The 17,597-nt window shown below is 54.8% G+C and carries 19 protein-coding genes, 1 pseudogene and 1 other annotated feature; of the genes and pseudogenes, 10 read left to right on the forward strand and 10 right to left on the reverse strand.

What is annotated here, in order from left to right; translation table 11 throughout:
- Positions 1-20: 20 nt before the first annotated feature.
- From QQZ17_RS17515 to dacD, 4 genes are all read right to left on the reverse strand, one after another.
- On the reverse strand, positions 21-356 hold the full coding sequence (locus QQZ17_RS17515; protein ID WP_042318175.1) for a DUF496 family protein: 336 nt from the start codon (positions 354-356) through the stop codon (positions 21-23).
- 160 nt (positions 357-516) lie between these two features.
- The gene (locus QQZ17_RS17520; protein ID WP_152403780.1) at positions 517-1,575 is read right to left on the reverse strand and encodes an FUSC family protein; all 1,059 of its coding nucleotides are present in this window, start codon (positions 1,573-1,575) and stop codon (positions 517-519) included.
- A gap of 125 nt (positions 1,576-1,700) precedes the next feature.
- The gene (gene sbmC / locus QQZ17_RS17525) at positions 1,701-2,174 is read right to left on the reverse strand and encodes a DNA gyrase inhibitor SbmC (RefSeq protein WP_152403778.1); all 474 of its coding nucleotides are present in this window, start codon (positions 2,172-2,174) and stop codon (positions 1,701-1,703) included.
- 122 nt (positions 2,175-2,296) lie between these two features.
- Positions 2,297-3,469, reverse strand: coding sequence for a serine-type D-Ala-D-Ala carboxypeptidase DacD (dacD, locus tag QQZ17_RS17530; protein WP_152403776.1), 1,173 nt, complete (start codon positions 3,467-3,469; stop codon positions 2,297-2,299).
- A gap of 239 nt (positions 3,470-3,708) precedes the next feature.
- Here dacD and sbcB point away from each other — a divergent pair, with 239 nt between their 5' ends.
- Positions 3,709-5,133, forward strand: a complete 1,425-nt coding sequence (gene sbcB / locus QQZ17_RS17535; protein ID WP_152403773.1) for an exodeoxyribonuclease I — start codon at positions 3,709-3,711, stop codon at positions 5,131-5,133.
- Positions 5,134-5,168: 35 nt separating this feature from the next.
- Here the strand turns inward: sbcB and tsuB are convergent, their stop codons facing one another.
- The 6 genes and pseudogenes from tsuB to QQZ17_RS17565 all read right to left on the reverse strand — a co-directional run bounded on the left by tsuB (position 5,169) and on the right by QQZ17_RS17565 (position 10,103).
- Entirely contained in the window at positions 5,169-5,396 is a 228-nt protein-coding gene (gene tsuB / locus QQZ17_RS17540; RefSeq protein WP_000985275.1) for a thiosulfate utilization sulfurtransferase TsuB/YeeD, read from the reverse strand.
- Between the two features lie 15 nt (positions 5,397-5,411).
- Positions 5,412-6,470 carry a thiosulfate utilization transporter TsuA/YeeE gene (gene tsuA / locus QQZ17_RS17545; RefSeq protein ID WP_152403771.1) on the reverse strand — a complete coding sequence of 353 codons (1,059 nt, stop codon included), beginning with the start codon at positions 6,468-6,470 and terminating at the stop codon, positions 5,412-5,414.
- 202 nt (positions 6,471-6,672) lie between these two features.
- A complete protein-coding gene (locus QQZ17_RS17550) occupies positions 6,673-8,034 on the reverse strand; it encodes an APC family permease (RefSeq protein WP_042318166.1) in 1,362 nt (453 codons plus the stop codon).
- Positions 8,024-8,086 carry a membrane protein YoeI gene (yoeI, locus tag QQZ17_RS17555; protein WP_099433339.1) on the reverse strand — a complete coding sequence of 21 codons (63 nt, stop codon included), beginning with the start codon at positions 8,084-8,086 and terminating at the stop codon, positions 8,024-8,026. The genes QQZ17_RS17550 and yoeI overlap by 11 nt, the downstream gene beginning before the upstream one ends.
- Before the next feature lie 206 nt (positions 8,087-8,292).
- Positions 8,293-9,232 (reverse strand): annotated as a pseudogene (locus QQZ17_RS17560) (LysR substrate-binding domain-containing protein).
- 46 nt (positions 9,233-9,278) lie between these two features.
- Positions 9,279-10,103 carry an SDR family oxidoreductase gene (locus QQZ17_RS17565; RefSeq protein WP_152403768.1) on the reverse strand — a complete coding sequence of 275 codons (825 nt, stop codon included), beginning with the start codon at positions 10,101-10,103 and terminating at the stop codon, positions 9,279-9,281.
- Between the two features lie 162 nt (positions 10,104-10,265).
- Here QQZ17_RS17565 and hisL point away from each other — a divergent pair, with 162 nt between their 5' ends.
- The 9 genes from hisL to hisIE all read left to right on the forward strand — a co-directional run bounded on the left by hisL (position 10,266) and on the right by hisIE (position 17,595).
- Entirely contained in the window at positions 10,266-10,316 is a 51-nt protein-coding gene (hisL, locus tag QQZ17_RS17570; protein ID WP_001364200.1) for a his operon leader peptide, read from the forward strand.
- Positions 10,292-10,414, forward strand: a sequence feature (His leader region). (Overlaps the previous gene by 25 nt.)
- 47 nt (positions 10,415-10,461) lie before the next feature.
- Positions 10,462-11,361, forward strand: coding sequence for an ATP phosphoribosyltransferase (hisG, locus tag QQZ17_RS17575; protein ID WP_152403766.1), 900 nt, complete (start codon positions 10,462-10,464; stop codon positions 11,359-11,361).
- A 99-nt stretch (positions 11,362-11,460) separates the two neighbouring features.
- Positions 11,461-12,765 (forward strand): histidinol dehydrogenase, encoded by a 1,305-nt coding sequence (gene hisD, locus QQZ17_RS17580; protein WP_152403764.1) that lies wholly within the window; start codon positions 11,461-11,463, stop codon positions 12,763-12,765.
- A complete protein-coding gene (gene hisC, locus QQZ17_RS17585; RefSeq protein WP_152403762.1) occupies positions 12,762-13,841 on the forward strand; it encodes a histidinol-phosphate transaminase in 1,080 nt (359 codons plus the stop codon). The genes hisD and hisC overlap by 4 nt, the downstream gene beginning before the upstream one ends.
- A complete protein-coding gene (gene hisB / locus QQZ17_RS17590) occupies positions 13,838-14,905 on the forward strand; it encodes a bifunctional histidinol-phosphatase/imidazoleglycerol-phosphate dehydratase HisB (RefSeq protein ID WP_152403760.1) in 1,068 nt (355 codons plus the stop codon). Before hisC ends, hisB begins: the two co-directional genes overlap by 4 nt.
- Positions 14,905-15,495, forward strand: coding sequence for an imidazole glycerol phosphate synthase subunit HisH (gene hisH, locus QQZ17_RS17595; protein WP_152403758.1), 591 nt, complete (start codon positions 14,905-14,907; stop codon positions 15,493-15,495). The genes hisB and hisH overlap by 1 nt, the downstream gene beginning before the upstream one ends.
- Positions 15,495-16,232, forward strand: coding sequence for a 1-(5-phosphoribosyl)-5-[(5-phosphoribosylamino)methylideneamino]imidazole-4-carboxamide isomerase (gene hisA, locus QQZ17_RS17600; RefSeq protein ID WP_152403756.1), 738 nt, complete (start codon positions 15,495-15,497; stop codon positions 16,230-16,232). The genes hisH and hisA overlap by 1 nt, the downstream gene beginning before the upstream one ends.
- Complete coding sequence (gene hisF, locus QQZ17_RS17605) at positions 16,214-16,990, forward strand: imidazole glycerol phosphate synthase subunit HisF (RefSeq protein ID WP_152403754.1); 777 nt, start codon at positions 16,214-16,216, stop codon at positions 16,988-16,990. The genes hisA and hisF overlap by 19 nt, the downstream gene beginning before the upstream one ends.
- On the forward strand, positions 16,984-17,595 hold the full coding sequence (gene hisIE, locus QQZ17_RS17610) for a bifunctional phosphoribosyl-AMP cyclohydrolase/phosphoribosyl-ATP diphosphatase HisIE (RefSeq protein WP_152403752.1): 612 nt from the start codon (positions 16,984-16,986) through the stop codon (positions 17,593-17,595). Before hisF ends, hisIE begins: the two co-directional genes overlap by 7 nt.
- Positions 17,596-17,597: the final 2 nt, after the last annotated feature.

Below are 17,597 nucleotides of genomic sequence, written 5' to 3' on the forward strand. Positions count from 1 at the left end.
ATCCTCACTGCACACAAGCGTTACTCCGCTTTCGCGTCGCCGTTTTTCATTTCGCCCATTGCTTTCAGCTTTTTGGAGATGTCGCGGCGTTCTTTGGAGATCTCTGCATTTTTGATGATGTAGTCATCAACGCGATCTTCATAGTCGCTTTTCATGCTGGCGATAATGCCCTGAATAGCTTCAACGCTCATACCCGGCTTGATGTAATCGCTCAGGTTGTCCAGCAGCAGAACACGTTTCTGGTTGTCACGGATCTTTTTCTCAACGTCCTGGATTTCACGCTGCAGTTTGTTTTTACGACGGAACAGACGGACAAATTCCAGCACGTCCTGGAAAGATGGCTTGGTAGTTTCCATTTTTACACCCCTGATAATGTGAGAGTCGGATTCGTTTAAACGATAGGGCTAACATTACTTTTCGCAGCCACAAATGACAATGGCTTCATTCTGGTTTCCATCATACCCTTATTCCTTGCTGAATCGAAGCAGCAGCGGCAGCATTCCCCTTACCTGCTTTTTATTTGCGCAGTGCGCGGCAGATAAGATGCGACAGCAGCTCCAGTTGACGGGCGGTTTCCAGACTGAGCCAGACATAGCCATGAATCGGCGTTTCGGCCACATTATGTTCATCATGCTGGCGTATCAGCGTGCGCAGTTCGTTAACGGTCTCATTCAGTTTTTCACTGTTCGCGAGAATCGGTTGCGGATTGCCTTCAAACAACGCATGCGCAATCGTCAGTAGCGCCTGCTGGGTCATTTTCTGCGTTTCCCGCAGCGTATGGGCGTTAAGCATGACGAAATGGCTCTCACGGGTCGCCCACAGGGCATTGATCTGCAATTCGAGCATGCAGACCAGGTTACGGTTGACGGTCTGAATGGCTTCAAAAATAGATTTCTGGATGCGCGTTTCTTTGCTCGCGGGAGTGATAAGCCCGCGCATTTTTACCACGTCAGCCAGGAGCTGTTGCAGATGTTTATCCAACCGAGGACGTTCTAACAGATTGGGCGACAGTGCAGCCTGATACACCCGGTTATAGGCCGTTACGCAATGTGCCAGTTGGATTCGCCAGTGGATAAAGGCGCGCTGCGGCCAGATTCCGGTGAACAGCATGGCGAGAAGCGACCCGAGAATGACATCGCCGCCGCGCCAGAGCGCGGTCTCCATATCGCCTGCAGGAGCGCCCACCACCACGGCCAGCGTGATGCCAATTAAAAGCGCCTGATACGGTTTTTTACCTAACGCGAGCCATCCACACAGAAACATGGCCGCCGCACACCAGAGCAGCATCAGCGGCAATGAGAAAAGCTCGAGGCGCAGCGCCACCAGACCCAGCGCCGACCCGAGGATCGTGCCACCGATCCGTTCATACGCTCGGGGAACCACGTTTCCCCAGAACGAGATTGGCCCCATGATCACCACCAGCGTAATCAGAGGCCACGTCCCTTCAGGAATGTTAAACAGGCGAACAAGTAAAAAGGTCAGGATGAAGGCCAACGCGATGCGAATACCATGCACAATGCGGTAATGGCGATACAGGCGGATTTCAAATGGACTCAGTGACTTATCGGCACGCACTCACGCACTCCGTCAGGCAAAGACAAAAACAGATTGTACCTGTTTTTACGCGCAGAGGATCACCGCAGCGGACAGGACATCTCGCTAAGCGTAGTCGCTCAGCGCCGGTCCGCCTGGTTTTATGCTTACTTCGTGACAGATTGTACCGATATATACATCTCGATATCCCAGTAACCGTCTTCGCAACCGTTGTTCAGATAGACTTCAAAGCAGGGTTTGCACGTCATTTCATACTTTTGATCCTGCATCAGGCTATTAAATAACTGATGCCATGGCGTCGCAAAATCATTATTGTCGACGCGCGCAACCGCCGTCGCATATTGACCGCCATCGATTTCACTGAGCGTCACGCCTTCGCTGTTTTCCGGTATGACAAAATCAGCGGGCACCGAAACGACTGTACTACAGCGCAGTTTCTCGGCAGGCACTTCATCTGGATTGTCGAAGTAAACGGCGATCCATTCTTGCGTCACAACCTGCTTGTCATCCACCCACATCATCAACTGGTCAAAGCCTTGTTTCACCGTTTGTTCCCACGGTCCCACCAGGTGGAAACCTGCAACGGTGCGCTTGTCAGCGTGTCTGATCTCGTAGTTCATGTTGCCTCCATTGTTACACTGTATTTATATACAGTGTAACTAAGCCTGAATAACAGCCACAAGAGATTTGTGATTATTATGTGAGCAGAGCCGAACTCCTGCCAGTCTCCTGCCAGAGATCGTCAGGCTTTATGATGAAAATAATCACTCAGACGCGAAAGGACGTCCCCCTTGCCTACCGCTTCCAGCGTCACCAGAGGCCAGTGGGCGACCAGTTTGTCACGGTCGTAGAGCTCAATTTCTCCGACCCGCTGATGCGCGGCGAGCGGTGCTTCCAGTTCCTTCTTATCCAGGATGTACTTCGCTTTGATGTTCGGGATTTCCGCCTTCGGCAGCGCCATCCAGAAATCTTGTTCGGTGCCTAACGCGATGTTCTCTTTATCGCCGTACCAGATACGCTCCGTCCCAACCTGCTTACCGCTGCGCAGGATCTGCACCGTGTCGAAATGTTGTTGCCCCCAGAGGAGCAGTTTGCGGGCCTGCTCCTCACGCCCTTTCGGGCTATTCGCCCCCATCACTACGGCAATCAGTCGGCGCTGGCCATCCACCGCAGAGGCAATCAGATTGAAGCCCGCGCCCGAGGTGTGGCCGGTTTTGAGCCCATCAACGTTCAGGGTTTTGTCCCACAGCAGCCCATTACGGTTCTGTTGCGTAATGCCGTTCCAGGTGAGACTTTTCTCACTGTACATATGATAGAACTCAGGCTCGCCATGAATGATGGCCCGGGACAATACCGCCAGATCGTAAGCCGAGCTGTGCTGACCGGGGGCATCCAGCCCGTGAACCGTCTCAAAATGAGTATCATGTAAATTGAGCTTATTGACGTAATTATTCATCATGGCGACAAACTGCGGCTGTCCACCGGCAATATAGTCAGCCAGCGCAACGCAGGCGTCGTTACCGGAATCGACAATCAATCCACGGCTTAAGTCGCGCACGGATACCCGATCACCTTCTTTGAGGAACATGAGCGAGGAGCCGACGAAAACCGGATTGTCTTTTGCCCACGCGTCGTGTCCCACCGTGACCATGTCATCCGGCGTAATGCGCTGGCTGTCAATGGCGCGGTCGACAACATAACCGGTCATCAGCTTGGTCAGGCTGGCAGGATTGCGCTGCTGATGTTCATTACCCGCAGTGAGAATTTGCCCCGTGGTGTAATCCATAAGCACCCACGAACCGGCCTCAATGCTGGGCGGAGGGGGCGCAAAACTGGCCGAACTCGCGGCAAAAGCAGAAGAGAGATTAATCGCGAGTAAAGAAGCGGCAATAAACAGACGGGGTTTCAACAGCATGTCCTCAGGTGTTCCAAAAGAGCCGTCCTTTTTACGGAAAACTGGCAAAACAAACAGGGATTAATTGCAAGGAAATGTGACTTATCGCATAGTTTTCTCTCTTTCGTTGTTATGAACGCGTTTCCGGTCGCGAGTTTCTTTATTGCTTCACGGCGAGTCAGGCTGATTACCGCGTCGAACTTTGGTACTCTGTGCAGTCCAGGCAGCGCGCAACCAGAAGTCACGGAACCCACTTATTTATGAATGACGGCAAGCAGCAACCCACCTTTCTCTTCCACGATTACGAAACCTTTGGCATTCACCCGGCGCTCGACAGACCAGCGCAATTTGCCGCCCTGCGTACCGATAGCGAATTCAACGTTATCGGCGAACCAGAGGTGTTTTACTGCAAACCGGCGGATGACTATTTGCCTCAACCAGGTGCTGTGATGGTCACCGGAATCACCCCACAGGAAGCGCGGGAGAAAGGTGATAATGAAGCTGCGTTTGCCGCGCGGATCCACGCACTGTTTACGGTGCCGAAAACCTGCATTATTGGCTACAACAACGTGCGTTTCGACGACGAAGTCACGCGTAACGTGCTGTACCGCAACTTCTACGATCCTTACGCGTGGAGCTGGCAGCATGATAATTCACGCTGGGATCTGCTGGACGTTATGCGCGCCTGCTATGCCCTGCGCCCGGAAGGCATCAACTGGCCGGAAAATGACGACGGGCTCCCCAGTTTTCGCCTGGAGCATCTGACGAAAGCGAATGGTATCGAACACAGCAATGCGCACGATGCGATGGCGGACGTCTATGCCACCATTGCCATGGCACAACTGGTGAAGTCACGTCAGCCGCGTCTGTTTGAGTATCTCTATACGCACCGCAACAAGCACAAGCTGGCCGCGCTGATAGATGTGCCGCAAATGAAGCCACTGGTGCATGTTTCCGGTATGTTTGGCGCATGGCGCGGCAATACCAGTTGGGTTGCGCCTCTGGCCTGGCATCCGGATAACCGCAATGCGGTGATTATGGTTGACCTGGCCGGTGATATTTCGCCGCTGCTGGAACTGGACAGCGACACCCTGCGCGAGCGTCTGTACACCGCCAAAGCCAGTCTGGGCGATAACGCCGCCGTTCCCCTGAAACTGGTACACATCAACAAATGTCCGGTGCTGGCGCAGGCGAACACGTTGCGCCCGGAAGATGCTGACCGTCTGGGCATTAATCGCCAGCACTGCCTCGATAATTTGAAAGTACTGCGTGAAAATCCGCAGGTGCGTGACAAAGTGGTCGCCGTCTTTGCTGAAGCGGAACCATTCACGCCGTCTGACAACGTCGATGCCCAGCTCTATAACGGCTTCTTCAGCGATGCTGACCGGGCGGCCATGAAGATTGTGCTGGAAACCGACCCGCAGAATCTGCCGGCACTGGATATCACCTTTGTCGATCCGCGTATTGAAAAACTGTTGTTCAACTATCGGGCGCGTAACTTCCCCGGAACGCTGGATGAAGCGGAACAGCAGCGCTGGCTGGAACACCGTCGCCAGGTCTTTACGCCGGAATATTTACAGCACTACGCCGATGAGTTGCAGGTGTTATATCAGGAATATGCGGATGATAAAGAGAAGCAGGCGCTACTGAAGGCGCTGTGGCAGTACGCGGAAGAGATTGTCTGAGATTCGCCCTCCGCGCCACGGCGGAGGGCCTGTTATCACGCTTTCTGTACGGTGATGCTCCAGGCGGCATCGCCAACCTGCTGATAATCTGTAATCGCATGCCCTTCCTCTGCAGCCCATTGAGGGATCGCTTCGGTCGCCTGGGTGCAGTCAAACTCAATCACCAGTTCGTCACCGCTCGCCATCTCGGCCAGCGCGGCTTTTGCTTCAATCAGTGGAAACGGACAAACCTGCGTGACCACGTCCAGTTTTTTAATTGCCATCATTAATCCTTACGCTTAATTTGCCGCAGCGGTTGCCAGACGGGCTTTACGCTGCGGTCGTACAAACACAATCCACGACGCGGTCCAGACGCCAAGGATCATAAATACCAGGCCAATCCAGCCCTGCCAGGTCATCATCGCCGTCATCACCAGACCATTGCCGATAGAACAGCCGCCGGCGATGCTGGCGCCAAAGCCCATCAGGATCCCGCCGAAACCACTGCGCAGCGTCGTTGGCGCATCGGCTGCCCGTACGCGGAATTCACGACTGGCTTTTGCCGCAATGAACGAACCGAGGAAAATCCCCAGCACCAGGAAAACGCCCCAGTTGAGGAATTTGCTGTCTCCCGCCACCAAAAACTGCAGGATGTTAGCCGTCGGCGAGGTGATCCCAAGCCCAAACATACGCCCGGTGGCTTCGCTCAGCGGCCATGCCAGCAGCGCGATAAGACCGATCAGCACCGCCGTCACGAACGGGTGCCAGCGTTTTTCAAACAGAATATGGGCAAGCCCGGTACGGCGCGGCGGTAAAGAGGTCACCTTCAGCTTTGGCTTTTTCAGCTCTTTGCTGACCACCCAGAGCGTCACGACCAGCAGAACCGCAATCAGCGGCCAGACGGAGAGGTTCATCGTGTCGGCAATAGAGTTGTGCTCCGTGCTGTACGCCTTCAGCGTCTGGTTTAAACCGCTGGCATGAGGCGAACGCATTACCGCGCTCATCACCATGTAGGTCGCCAGCGCAATCCAGCTGCCGATTAGCCCCTCACCCGCACGATACCAGGTTCCGGTGGCACATCCCCCCGCATAGACAATCCCAATCCCGAAGATGTAGCCACCGACAACGGTGCCGAGCCACGGGAACGCGCCAGCATCATAGCGGATTACTCCCGCCTGAATCAGCGCAAAGGCACCGACGCTCTGTACGGAAATCGCGATCAGCAGCGCATAGAACATGCGATTGTTTTTGGCGATAACCATATCGCGGAAACCACCGGTCAGACAGAATCGACCGCGTTGCATCACAAAACCCAGCAGCGCGCCGCAGATAACCCCGCTCAAAATCATTGAAAACATAAATTAGTTAGCCTGAAGAATATCAATCAGGAAATTATTCCTGACCACGCGACGGGGAACCAATAACCAAATTCTCTAATTTAGAACGAATGGTTATGAATAATGACTGGAAATAAACCAACGACATAAAAAAAGCCGGAGTGGTTAACTCCGGCTTCCTGCCCGGTGGCGCTTCGCTTACCGGACCTACAGACGTTATGAATTACTGTGCGATATCTTCGTACTGCGGAACCGGGTTGCGGAAGCTTTTGGTCACGCAAGCCAGATACACCAGACCGATACCGGCCCAGATCAGCCCCAGAACCATGGAACTCTCTTCCAGGTTGATCCACAGAGCGCCAACGGTCAGCGCGCCACATACCGGCAGCACCAGATAGTTGAAATGGTCTTTCAGCGTCTTGTTGCGTTTTTCGCGGATCCAGAACTGTGAAATCACAGACAGGTTCACGAAGGTAAATGCCACCAGCGCACCGAAGTTGATCAGCGCCGTCGCCGTTACCAGGTCAAACTTAATCGCCATCAGGGCAATCGCCCCCACCAGCAGCACGTTCCATGCCGGGGTGCGCCACTTCGGATGAATGTAGCCGAAGAAACGCGTCGGGAATACACCGTCACGGCCCATTACGTACATCAGACGAGAGACGCCTGCATGTGCTGCCATACCGGAAGCCAGAACGGTCACGCTGGAGAAAATCAGCACGCCCCACTGGAAAGTTTTACCCGCCACGTACAGCATGATTTCCGGCTGAGACGCATCCGGATCCTTAAAGCGAGAGATATCCGGGAAGTACAGTTGCAGGAAGTATGAAGCGCCGATGAACACCAGACCACCAATCAGCGCCGTCAGGAAGATAGCTTTCGGGATCACGCGTTCTGCATCTTTGGTCTCTTCAGACAGCGAAGAGATACCGTCGAAGCCCAGGAATGAGAAGCACAGAATCGTTGCCCCGGTAATCATCGGCACAACATGCGCGCCTTCCGACCAGAACGGACGGGTACTGGTCAGCGTACCGGCACCTTCGCCGTTCGAAACACCGTAGATGATCAGGCCAACAATCACCGCCACAATGCCCATCTGCAGGATCACAATCAGGGTATTGAAGTTCGCCACGGTCTTGATGCTGCGCAGGTTAGAGATGGTCATAAAGGCCACCAGCGCGACAACAAAGATCCACGACGGCACGGACGGCACCAGCGCTTCAAAGTAAATTTTAGCCAGCAGGATGTTGATCATCGGCATGAACAGGTAGTCCAGCAGGGATGACCAACCCACCATGAAGCCAACGGTCGGGCTAATGGATTTCTGGGCATAGGTATACGCCGAGCCAGCAGACGGGAAACGGCGAACCAGTTTACCGTAGCTCAACGCAGTAAAAAGAATAGCGATCAGCGCAAAGGCGTACGCCGTTGCAACATGACCGTCAGTGAGGCCCGAAACGATACCAAACGTATCGAACAGCGTCATCGGCTGCATATAGGCAAGACCCATCATGACAACCGGAATCAGCGTAAGCGTTTTACGCAATTCCACGCGAGAGGTTTTTGGAGTAGCGTTATGCGACATGGTCATTCCCCTTTACGGCGAATGCCGTCGCGTAAGCAAAAAATTGCCCCATTTTCTGGATTCCTCAGCGACAACAACTGTCGGTTTTTAGTAAATATCTATCCGGTACGAAGCCCGGCCTCTTTGTATGAATGATTGGTTTGATGCAAAAAAATAACCGACGCGTATGAAAACGTCGGTTAATGTCATTTTTTGCAAGCGGCGCATTGTGCACTAAAATGAGGCGAAAAGACAAGAGAATGAGAGGCTTGTCGTGAACTATTTTTTCTTAACTGTTTGATTTGTTTGTCTCGTCTTTTGTGTAGACGCCGGCAATAGCACTATTTGCTAAAATTGCATCCCGCCACCAGGCGCTGGCAAGCCCCGCCGTCTGCTCATTCCATCCCATCCACACCGGTTCAAAGAGCATTTGTGCTACCACTTTTTTCTCGATCAGCGCCCCACTTTCCAGGAAGCGCTGTGCCAGATAGCGTGGAAGATAACCGCAACCCAGACCGCTGATTTGCAGTTCCAGTTTGGTTTTAAAATCGAAGACGGTGATCGCCTCCTGGTCATCAAGCAGTTGCGTCGCGGATGCAGAAGAGAGAGACGAACTGTCACCGACCACAATTGCGCGATAGCGTTTGATGGTACTGCGGCTCAACGGCTCTGCCTCCTGAGCCAAAGGATGGTGCGGCGCGACAGCGAAGACCTGTTCCAGTTCGCCCAGACGCGCAACGCTAAAGTCGCTGGATGAGGGCGGTTCATGCATCGCACCGACAATAATGTCCGCCCTGCCCTGGGTCAGCGCATCCCACGATCCTCCCAGCACGCCGTTAATGAACTTCAGACGCGTGACGCTGTGATGTTGATAAAAAGATTCAATCAGTGGGGCAAGCAGAGAAAAGGGGAACGTATCGTCTACGCCAATCACCAGCTCATTTTCCCAACCTTCGTGGAGTTTAATTGCCTGCTTTTCCAGTTCCCGCACGGTATGCAGGACTTCGCGCCCTTTTTCCAGCAGCATTTGCCCGGTACGCGTGAACCGGGCGCGATGGCCGCTGCGATCGAGGATCTGAATGTTGAGGTCGCTTTCCAGGCGGTGGACGGTATAGCTGAGTGCAGACGGCGTCTTATACAGTTTGGCCGACGCGGCCGCAAAGCTGCCCTCTTTTTCAAGGGCATCGAGAATGATGAGCACATCCAGCAGTGGTTTCATACACGCCCCCTTGCGGTGTATGGCGACTAACTGCTGGAGGTAAGCATTACTCCAACGGCATCACCAGCGGATCGGGATACTGGTATTCAAACCCAAGCTCATTACAGATCCGGCTGCCATCTATAATTTTACCTTTACCGTTATCCATGGAATCACGGAACTGCGGCGGTTCCATTCCCAGCAGACGCGCCATCTGCGGATAGAATACATTGCGGGCAGGATGCGAAGGCGCACATATATTATAGATGTGTCCCCCTTTTGGTGCCTGTAACAACAGGGTAATGGCGGCAATGACATCTTCCAGATGAACCAGATTGACGCCGTGCTCGCCGTCAGGAGCTGTTTTACCGGCGAAAAAGCGCCCCGGATGACGTCCAGGCCCTACCAGTCCGGCCAGACGCAGAATATCGACCGACGTACCCGGTAAATTATGCAACCAGTCTTCCAGTTCTTTTAACACGCGACCGCTGGCGGTGACCGGATTACGCACCGTTCCCTCTTTCACTGTCCCTTGCACGTCACCATAGACGGAGGTCGAACTGGTAAAGATAATGCGCGGAATACGGTAAGCCAGCGCGCTGTCCACCAGCTCCTGCATGGCCTGCAGATAGAACTCTTCGCCAGGACCACTGCGACGGGCTGGTAAAGTAATCACCAGCGCATCAACATCCATCAGCGCATCCAGGTCATCTGTTTCGCACACCAGTTCAGGCTCGAGCCGTAGCGGATACCCTTCTATCCCGCTCATTCTGGCCGCTTCCACGCCATCCTGGGTGGTTTTGCTCCCCGTCACCCGCCAGCCCCTGGCAGTGAGCGACATCGCCAGCGGCATGCCTAACCATCCTAAACCGACAACTGCGACCTTTTTCATCCGTTTTCTCCTGACTCCAGCACTATGTCTATAAGGCTACGCCAGCGTTTTAAGACTGACAATTCATACTATAAATAGGAATTAAAAAAAGCGCTTGCTTTAAAGCGTTAAAGTGGTTTAGGTTAAAAGGCATCAAATGAATAAGCATTCATCGAGAATTTTATGACACGCGTTCAATTTAAACACCACCATCATCACCATCACCCTGACTAGTCTTTCAGGCGATGTGTGCTGGGAGACATTCAGATCTTCCAGTGGTGCATGAACGTATGAGAAAGCCCCCGGAAGATTTCTTCCGGGGGCTTTTTTTTTGGTGCGCAATTCAGACAGGTTCAGACAGGATAAAGAGGAAAAGAGAATGTTAGATAACACCCGTTTACGCATAGCTATTCAGAAATCAGGTCGTTTGAGCGATGACTCACGCGAATTACTCGCTCGCTGCGGGATTAAAATTAACTTACACACCCAGCGCCTGATTGCGATGGCAGAGAATATGCCGATTGATATTCTGCGTGTGCGTGACGACGATATCCCCGGTCTGGTGATGGACGGCGTCGTTGACCTGGGCATCATCGGTGAGAACGTTCTGGAAGAGGAATTGCTGAACCGCCGCGCCCAGGGCGAAGATCCGCGTTACTTTACCCTGCGTCGTCTCGACTTCGGCGGTTGTCGTCTTTCTCTGGCCACGCCAGTTGATGAAACCTGGGATGGTCCCGCCGCACTTGATGGCAAACGTATCGCCACCTCTTATCCCCACCTGCTCAAACGTTATCTCGACCAGAAAGGTGTCTCCTTTAAATCCTGTCTCCTGAACGGTTCTGTGGAAGTGGCCCCACGCGCTGGTCTGGCCGATGCCATCTGCGATCTGGTCTCGACCGGTGCAACGCTGGAAGCCAACGGTCTTCGCGAAGTGGAAGTGATTTATCGCTCTAAAGCCTGCCTGATCCAGCGTGACGGCGAGATGACCGACGCCAAGCAGCAACTGGTCGATAAGCTGCTGACCCGAATTCAGGGCGTTATCCAGGCGCGCGAATCGAAGTACATCATGATGCACGCGCCAAGCGAGCGTCTGGAAGAGGTGATCGCCCTGCTGCCGGGCGCGGAACGCCCAACCATTCTGCCGCTGGCCGGCGATCAGCAGCGTGTGGCAATGCACATGGTCAGCAGCGAAACCCTGTTCTGGGAGACCATGGAGAAACTGAAAGCGCTCGGTGCCAGCTCGATTCTGGTGCTGCCGATCGAGAAGATGATGGAATAATTGCACGCGACGGCGCCCGGTGGCGCATTCGTTTACCGGGCCTACGGGTTCAGTAGGCCGGATAAGCAAGGCGTCATCCGGCATAAAAAGGAAAGTGACATGAGCTTTAGCACAATCATTAACTGGAACACCTCTTCCCCAGAGCAGCAGCGTGAATTACTGATGCGCCCGGCGATTTCCGCGTCTGACAGCATCACTCGTACCGTGAGCGAGATTCTGGATAACGTCAAAGCCCGTGGCGATGACGCCCTGCGCGAATACAGCGCAAAGTTTGATAAAACTGAGGTTGCGGCGCTGAAGGTGACCGCAGAAGAGATAACCGCCGCCAGCGCACGACTGAGCGACGATCTCAAGCACGCCATGGCCGTCGCGGTGCAAAACATTGAGACCTTCCACAACGCGCAAAAATTACCGCCCGTCGATGTGGAAACCCTGCCAGGAGTACGCTGCCAGCAGGTGACGCGCCCGGTGGCGTCCGTCGGTTTATATATTCCAGGAGGCTCCGCCCCGCTCTTTTCTACCGTACTGATGCTTGCCACACCGGCACGCATTGCGGGCTGTAAAAAGGTGGTGTTGTGTTCCCCTCCGCCGATTGCCGATGAAATTCTCTACGCGGCACAACTGTGCGGCGTGCAGGAAGTCTTTAACGTCGGCGGCGCGCAGGCCATTGCCGCGCTGGCATTTGGCAGCGAATCCGTGCCGAAGGTGGACAAAATTTTTGGCCCAGGAAACGCGTTTGTGACCGAAGCGAAGCGCCAGGTCAGCCAGCGCCTCGACGGTGCAGCGATTGATATGCCAGCCGGTCCTTCCGAAGTGCTGGTGATTGCTGACAGTGGCGCAACGCCAGATTTCGTCGCCTCCGATCTGCTTTCACAGGCGGAGCACGGCCCGGACTCACAGGTGATTCTGCTGACCCCGGATGCCGATATCGCCCGTCGCGTTGCCGAAGCCGTTGAACGTCAACTGGCTGAACTCCCGCGTGCAGAAACGGCGCGTCAGGCGCTCAGCGCCAGTCGGCTGATAGTGACGAAGGATTTGGCGCAATGTATTGCCATCTCTAATTTGTATGGCCCTGAGCACTTAATTATCCAGACCCGCAATGCCCGTGAAATGGTTGATGAGGTTACCAGCGCCGGTTCAGTGTTCCTTGGCGACTGGTCGCCGGAATCGGCGGGCGATTACGCCTCCGGAACGAACCATGTGCTGCCGACCTACGGCTATACGTCCACCTGTTCCAGCCTCGGACTGGCGGATTTCCAGAAGCGCATGACGGTTCAGGAACTGTCTAAAGCGGGATTCTCCGCGCTGGCTTCAACCATTGAGACACTGGCGGCGGCTGAGCGCCTGACCGCTCACAAAAACGCCGTCACCCTGCGCGTCAACGCCCTGAAGGAGCAAGCATGAGCACTGAAAACACGTTCAGCGTCACCGACTTAGCCCGTGAAAACGTCCGCAATCTGACGCCGTATCAATCTGCTCGTCGTCTGGGCGGCAACGGCGACGTCTGGCTCAATGCCAACGAATTCCCGACGGCGGTTGACTATCAACTCACCCGGCAAACGCTGAACCGTTACCCGGAATGCCAGCCGAAAGCGGTGATTGAAAATTATGCGCAGTACGCCGGGGTCAAACCGGAGCAGGTGTTGGTCAGTCGTGGCGCAGATGAAGGTATTGAGCTGCTTATCCGCGCTTTCTGCGAACCGGGGAAAGACGCCATTCTCTTCTGTCCGCCCACCTATGGGATGTATAGCGTCAGCGCCGAGACCATTGGCGTCGAGTGCCGCACCGTCTCCACGCTCGCCGACTGGCAGCTGGATATGCAGGGCATTTCTGACAATCTGGATGGCGTGAAGGTTGTTTACGTGTGCAGCCCCAATAACCCCACCGGACAACTGATTAATCCGCAGGATCTGCGCACGCTGCTGGAACTGACGCGCGGCAAAGCCATTGTGGTCGCCGACGAGGCCTATATCGAGTTCTGCCCGCAGGCAACGCTGGCGGGTTGGCTTTCCGAATACCCTAACCTGGTCATTCTGCGCACATTGTCCAAAGCGTTTGCCCTCGCCGGTCTGCGCTGTGGCTTTACGCTGGCCAACGAAGAGGTGATTAACCTGCTGCTGAAGGTGATCGCCCCTTATCCGCTATCCACGCCCGTCGCTGACATCGCCGAACAGGCGCTCAGCCCACAGGGCATCAACGCGATGCGCGAACGCGTGGCGCAGATCCTGCTTGAGCGTCAGTACCTGGTGAATGCGCTTAAAGAGATTGCCTGTGTTGAACAGGTTTTCGACTCCGAGACCAACTACATTCTGGCGCGCTTCACCGCCTCCAGCAGCGTATTTAAATCTTTGTGGGATCAGGGCATTATCTTACGAGACCAGAACAAACAACCTTCTTTAAGCGGCTGTCTGCGTATTACTGTTGGTACCCGTGAAGAAAGCCAGCGCGTCATTGACGCTTTACGTGCGGAGCAAGTATGAGCCAGAAGTATCTCTTTATCGATCGTGATGGAACTCTGATTTCCGAACCGCCGAGCGATTTCCAGGTGGATCGCTTTGACAAGCTCGCCTTCGAGCCAGACGTTGTGCCGGTGCTGCTGAAGCTGCAAAAAGCGGGCTTTAAGCTGGTGATGATCACCAATCAGGACGGTCTGGGAACGCCGAGTTTTCCACAGACGGATTTCGACGGCCCGCACAATCTGATGATGCAAATCCTGACCTCTCAGGGCGTGCTGTTTGATGAAGTGCTGATCTGCCCGCATCTGCCCGCAGACGAGTGCGACTGCCGTAAGCCAAAAGTGAAGCTGGTCGAACGTTACCTCGCTGAGCAGGCAATGGACAGCGCCAACAGCTACGTCATTGGCGATCGCGCTACCGATATCCAACTGGCTGAAAACATGGGCATTACCGGGCTCCGTTACCATCGCGAGACGCTGAACTGGACGGCAATTGGCGAGCAACTGACGAAACGCGATCGCTACGCCCACGTTGAGCGCGTAACCAAAGAGACGCAGATTGATGTCAAAGTGTGGCTGGACCGTGAAGGCGGCAGCAAAATTAACACCGGCGTCGGCTTCTTTGACCATATGCTCGATCAAATTGCGACACACGGCGGGTTCCGCATGGAGATTACCGTCAAAGGCGATCTCTATATCGACGATCACCACACCGTGGAAGACACCGGTCTGGCGCTGGGTGAAGCGTTAAAACTGGCGCTCGGCGATAAACGTGGCATCAACCGTTTTGGCTTTGTGCTGCCAATGGACGAATGCCTGGCGCGCTGCGCGCTGGATATCTCCGGACGTCCGCACCTCGAATACCGTGCCGAGTTCGCCTATCAGCGCGTCGGCGATCTGAGTACCGAGATGATCGAACACTTCTTCCGCTCACTCTCCTACACCATGGGTGTGACGCTGCATCTGAAGACCAAGGGCAAAAACGACCATCACCGTGTGGAAAGCCTGTTCAAAGCCTTCGGTCGTACTCTGCGCCAGGCCATCCGTGTTGAAGGTGATACCCTTCCCTCCTCCAAAGGAGTGCTGTGATGAACGTGGTGATCCTCGACACCGGCTGCGCCAACCTGAACTCGGTGAAATCCGCCGTCGCGCGTCATGGTTATTCCCCAGTGGTCAGTCGCGACCCGGATGTGGTCTTACGCGCAGATAAACTGTTTCTGCCCGGCGTCGGTACGGCGCAGGCGGCAATGGATCAGTTACGCGAACGCGAACTGATCGATCTGATTAAAGCCTGTACCCAGCCGGTGCTGGGCATCTGTCTCGGCATGCAGATCCTCGGACGGCGTAGTGAAGAGACACGGGGCGTCGATATGCTCGGCATCATCGAGCAGGATGTACCTAAGATGACTGACGTCGGTCTGCCGCTGCCGCATATGGGTTGGAACCGCGTTTATCCGCAGGCCGGGAATCGTCTTTTTCAGGGCATCGAGGACGGGGCATATTTTTACTTTGTGCACAGCTACGCCATGCCGGTCAATCCGTGGACCATCGCCCAGTGCCACTACGGCGAACCGTTCACTGCTGCCGTGCAAAAAGATAACTTCTTCGGCGTGCAGTTCCACCCGGAGCGCTCCGGTGCCGCTGGCGCGCAGTTGCTGAAAAACTTTCTGGAGATGTGATGATTATTCCGGCTTTAGATTTGATCGACGGTACCGTCGTGCGTCTCCATCAGGGCGATTATGCGCAACAGCGTGATTACGGCAGCGACCCGCTACCGCGTTTGCAGGATTACGCGGCACAGGGTGCCGAAGTGTTACATCTGGTTGATTTAACGGGTGCGAAAGATCCGGCGAAACGGCAGATCCCACTGATTAAAACCCTGGTCGCGGGCGTGAACGTACCGGTTCAGGTGGGCGGTGGCGTACGCACCGAAGACGACGTCGCCGCGCTGCTGGCAGCGGGTGTCGCTCGCGTGGTGGTCGGCTCCACGGCGGTAAAATCGCCGGAGATGGTGAAAGGCTGGTTCGAGCGTTTTGGAGCCGACGCGCTGGTCCTCGCACTGGATGTACGTATTGATGAGCAGGGAAACAAGCAGGTAGCCGTAAGTGGCTGGCAGGAGAACTCCGGCGTTTCGCTCGAAGAACTGGTAGAAACCTATCTACCGGTGGGCCTGAAACATGTGCTCTGTACGGATATTTCTCGCGACGGCACGCTGGCGGGCTCAAACGTCTCTTTGTATGAAGAGGTTTGCAAAAAATATCCACAGGTGGCCTTTCAGTCTTCTGGCGGGATCGGTGATATCAACGACGTCGCCGCATTGCGCGGAACTGGCGTGCGCGGCGTGATCGTCGGACGTGCGCTGCTGGAGGGTAAATTCACCATTAAGGAGGCGATCCTATGCTGGCAAAACGTATAATCCCATGCCTCGACGTTCGCGATGGTCAGGTCGTGAAAGGCGTGCAGTTCCGCAATCACGAAATCATCGGAGACATCGTCCCGCTGGCAAAACGCTATGCCGATGAAGGTGCCGATGAGTTGGTGTTCTACGATATCACCGCGTCCAGCGACGGCCGTGTGGTCGATAAAAGCTGGGTTTCGCGCGTCGCGGAAGTGATCGACATCCCTTTCTGCGTGGCGGGTGGGATTAAGTCGGTCGACGATGCGGCCAAAATTCTCTCGTTTGGCGCAGATAAAATCTCCATCAACTCGCCAGCGCTGGCTGACCCGACGCTGATTAGCCGTCTGGCGGATCGTTTTGGCGTGCAGTGTATCGTGGTCGGTATTGATACCTGGTTTGACGCGCAAACCGGCAAGTATCATGTCAATCAGTATACCGGCGATGAAAGCCGCACCCGCGTCACCACCTGGGAAACCCTCGACTGGGTGCAGGAAGTGCAAAAGCGCGGTGCCGGCGAAATCGTCCTTAACATGATGAACCAGGACGGCGTGCGTAACGGCTACGACCTGGAGCAGTTGAAAAAGGTGCGCGCAGTGTGCCGCGTGCCGCTGATTGCTTCCGGTGGCGCGGGCACCATGGAACATTTCCTTGAGGCCTTCCGCGATGCCGATGTCGACGGTGCGCTTGCCGCCTCCGTCTTCCACAAGCAAATCATTAATATTGGTGAATTAAAAGCGTACCTGGCAACACAGGGCGTGGAGATCAGGATATGTTAACAGAGCAACAACGCAGCCAACTGGACTGGGAAAAAACCGACGGGCTGATGCCTGTCGTCGTGCAGCACGCGGTGTCCGGTGAAGTGTTGATGCTGGGATATATGAACCCAGACGCGCTGGATAAAACCCTTGCAACCGGCAAAGTCACCTTCTTCTCACGCACCAAACAGCGCCTGTGGACCAAAGGCGAGACGTCAGGAAACTTTCTGAACGTCGTCAGCATTGCGCCAGATTGTGATAACGATACCCTGCTGGTGCTGGTGAATCCGATCGGACCCACCTGCCATAAAGGCACCAGCAGCTGCTTTGGTGACACCAGCCACCAGTGGCTGTTCCTGTATCAGCTTGAACAACTGTTAGCCGAGCGAAAAACGGCCGACCCGGCGAGTTCCTATACCGCGAAACTCTATGCCAGCGGCACCAAGCGTATCGCCCAAAAAGTGGGTGAAGAAGGTGTCGAAACCGCACTGGCCGCCACGGTGCATGACCGATTCGAACTGACCAATGAAGCGTCGGATTTGATGTATCACCTGCTGGTTCTGCTGCAGGATCAGGATCTCGACCTGACAACGGTCATTGAGAATCTGCGCAAGCGGCATCAATGATC

The sequence above is a fragment of the Citrobacter sp. T1.2D-1 genome (assembly GCF_950098555.1).
GTDB classification, from domain to species: Bacteria; Pseudomonadota; Gammaproteobacteria; order Enterobacterales; family Enterobacteriaceae; genus Citrobacter_A; species Citrobacter_A telavivensis.